Below are 2,864 nucleotides of genomic sequence, written 5' to 3'. Positions count from 1 at the left end.
CCTTAACAGGGCGTTAAATTGGCACAGTCGAAAAGTACGTAGGCTGTTAGTCTCATAAAGGATAATTAGTGATGAATTGTAGTCAGTTGTTTTACAGTATAGATGAAAGTATAGAAACCCTTCATCAACGAACTAAACTTTCAGATATCGTATTGTCGAAAGGCATAAATAAGAAAGATGAAGTAATTGAATTTTTGAAAGCAGAGCTCAGTGCTGCATTTGAATGCAAAGTAGAGTTTTGGTTGCAAGGCTCTTATAAAAGTAGCACGTTAATTAAGCCTGTAGATAAGTATTCCTCTTATGATATTGATATTGGAGTTTACCTACTATTTGACGCGGAGGAAGAGGAGATTGATGCTCAAGATGTCAAGGCTACATTAAAGGATGCATTAGAATCTTATTGTCAGATAAATGACGAGGCTAAACTACAAAAATCAAAGAATGCGTGTGAAGGTCTTACATTTTCGTCATTTTTAACTCTCGATACACCTATTTATTATAAATCTGATCTTGAAACAAAGCTTGCTACAGATAATGGATGGATTGATAGCGATCCTAGAGCAATTCAAGAATGGCTTACGAATTACTATACAAATAGTGATGACCGAGCGTTGATGAAGCGATTGGTACGTTATTTTAAAGCGTGGGTAAATGTTAAATGGCAAGGTACAGAGTTCAAAAAAATTCCATCGTTGGCTATAAATGTGCTTGTAGCTCAACATATGCAAAAGTATGAGAATGAAGATGACAGCTTTATACATACAGTTTTAAGTATATGTGAAGAGTTGGAGTCTACTTTCATCGTTAGTAATCCACTTAATGGAAATGATATTTTAACAATGCCAGAAGATGCTGAAGCATTTGCGCATCAAAAATTAGACCATTTAAAGAAGGTTTGTTTAAATTGCTCCGATTCAACTGAATTGGAACGATCTGTCGAATTTTCCAATCTATTTCAACATTATTTCCCTCAAGTCGAGCTTGATCCATCTTCTGGTAGTATAAATCTTCCAGCAGTTACAACAGTTCCTGAAATTTCTATCTGCCGATATGATAAAAATGGAAAACACGTAGAAACTATAGTTACTAATAGCGTAACTGTGAAAAAAGGTGATTCGCTGACATTCACGATTTGTAACCATAGTGATTTTAATTCATTTGCCGATGCGCACTGGACTGTTAGGAACGTTGGTAAGCAGGCAACTGACGCTAATGATATCGGTCATAAAGTGTCAGGTCGAACAAACGAGAGTCATAAGAGAGATACTACGTATACAGGTTCTCATACGATGGAATGTATGATTACTTATAATGGTTCGGTAATTGGCATTCAAACCATTAATGTAGAAGTTAAGCCTGCCACAACATTGAGAAGAAAAAGAGTATTTAAGGGTGGGAGACGCTAATTATGTGGGACTTATTACCATCAAAGTTAAAGTATGGATTGCCTACAGCAATTGCTATCATCTTGTATTTGGCTTTTAACCAATATCTTGAACAGCCAATGCTACGGTCAATATCTTATACAATTACAGCAATAACCATATTGTCATGGATTGTTGGTAAATACCTGTGGAAGTATGTATATATCGACTACTTTAAGAATAATTTTTGTCCTGACTTTAACGGCAAATGGACTGGAAGGATTCAATCTAATTTTAATGGGGGAACAGTTGTTGAGTTTCCAGTTACAATTGAAGCAGATTTCTTTTCGATAAAAATGAAAGGTCAAACAACAATAGGTAGAAGTTACGCTAACTACTGTAAAGTAATTAGAACTGAAGATGACGGTTTTGAGCTCGAATACATGTTTAAAGGGGTAAATGATACTCCTTCTGAAACCGATACAATTTTTTACGAAGGTGCGGCTAGGCTGCATGTTACCGATGTCCCAACTATGAAAATGAAAGGCGTATTTTGGACAAATCGTTGCTGGCAAAATGGCAAAAATACAGCCGGGATAGTTGAATTTACAAAAGTTGAATAGCCGTATATGTGCCATTTAACAAAGCATTTAAGAGTGATTCCCAACGTTTGGCATTTTCATTCCATGTTAGTTTTTGTGTTTACGGTGGTGTGGTTTAGTTTCGTGGTAGCGTTGCTCACCCCTTAATGCGGCGTTATAAGTCCGAGTACCCCACGTTTAGTAGACACTTTACTAAGTTAGATCTAGGGTCTAATTGAGAGGTGATTTATGGCTAAACATCGTAATCCAGCGTACACCGAAGAATTCCGCAAAGAAGCAGTTCGTCTGTCCGAGCTTCCAGGTCGCACTGCCGCATCCGTTGCGAAAGAGTTGGGCGTCAGCGCCCAACAGATTGCTAACTGGAAGCGTCAATTTAACCGCTTGTCTGATAAACAGTTTAACACTTTAGACGGTGTTGATTATTCCAAGAAAGAATCCGAAGAACTACGAGCGCTTAAGCGCGAAAACAAACGACTTAAAGATGAGATGGAATTCCTAAAGAAGGTCTCGGCGTACTTCGCGAAGCAGCAAGAGTGAAGTACGAGTTCATCGAAAGTTATGTGGGTGAGTATGCCGTTGTTCTTATGTGTTGTGCATTAGGCGTGTCCCCGAGTGGTTACTACAAATGGTTAGGTCGCTCGCTTAGCGAGCGAGCAAAACGTCGAAGCCGCTTTGAACAGCTAGTTATGTGTACCTTTGCCGAGTATCGGGCTAGGTATGGTTCAGTTCGCTTAGCTGAAGAGTTAAACAAAGCAGGCTATGCCTGCAGTGTGAACTATATTGCTGATATTATGACGAAAAAGGGTATTAAGGCTCGCAATGGAAAAGGGTTTAAATACAGTAAAGATGTCGCGGCGATGACGAATGTCGCCGATAATTTATTGCGTAGAGACTTTGA

At 38.5% G+C, this 2,864-nt stretch carries 4 protein-coding genes; all 4 read left to right on the top strand.

Features of this window, described 5'->3' with window-relative positions:
* Positions 1 to 71: 71 nt before the first annotated feature.
* Positions 72 to 1,406: a nucleotide-binding domain-containing protein gene (locus tag FCV43_RS18965; protein WP_136996052.1), complete on the top strand. Its 1,335-nt coding sequence runs from the start codon at positions 72 to 74 to the stop codon at positions 1,404 to 1,406.
* A gap of 2 nt (positions 1,407 to 1,408) precedes the next feature.
* Positions 1,409 to 1,987 (top strand): hypothetical protein, encoded by a 579-nt coding sequence (locus tag FCV43_RS18960; protein ID WP_032479501.1) that lies wholly within the window; start codon positions 1,409 to 1,411, stop codon positions 1,985 to 1,987.
* 207 nt (positions 1,988 to 2,194) lie between these two features.
* Entirely contained in the window at positions 2,195 to 2,503 is a 309-nt protein-coding gene (locus FCV43_RS18950) for a transposase (protein ID WP_017054517.1), read from the top strand.
* On the top strand, positions 2,500 to 2,864 hold a 365-nt coding region (locus tag FCV43_RS18945), incomplete at its 3' end, for an IS3 family transposase (RefSeq protein WP_346762998.1). The genes FCV43_RS18950 and FCV43_RS18945, both read left to right, overlap by 4 nt.

This window comes from Vibrio genomosp. F6, assembly GCF_005146325.1.
GTDB lineage: Bacteria > Pseudomonadota > Gammaproteobacteria > Enterobacterales > Vibrionaceae > Vibrio > Vibrio cortegadensis.
This window is presented reverse-complemented; position numbering and strand designations above follow the sequence as displayed.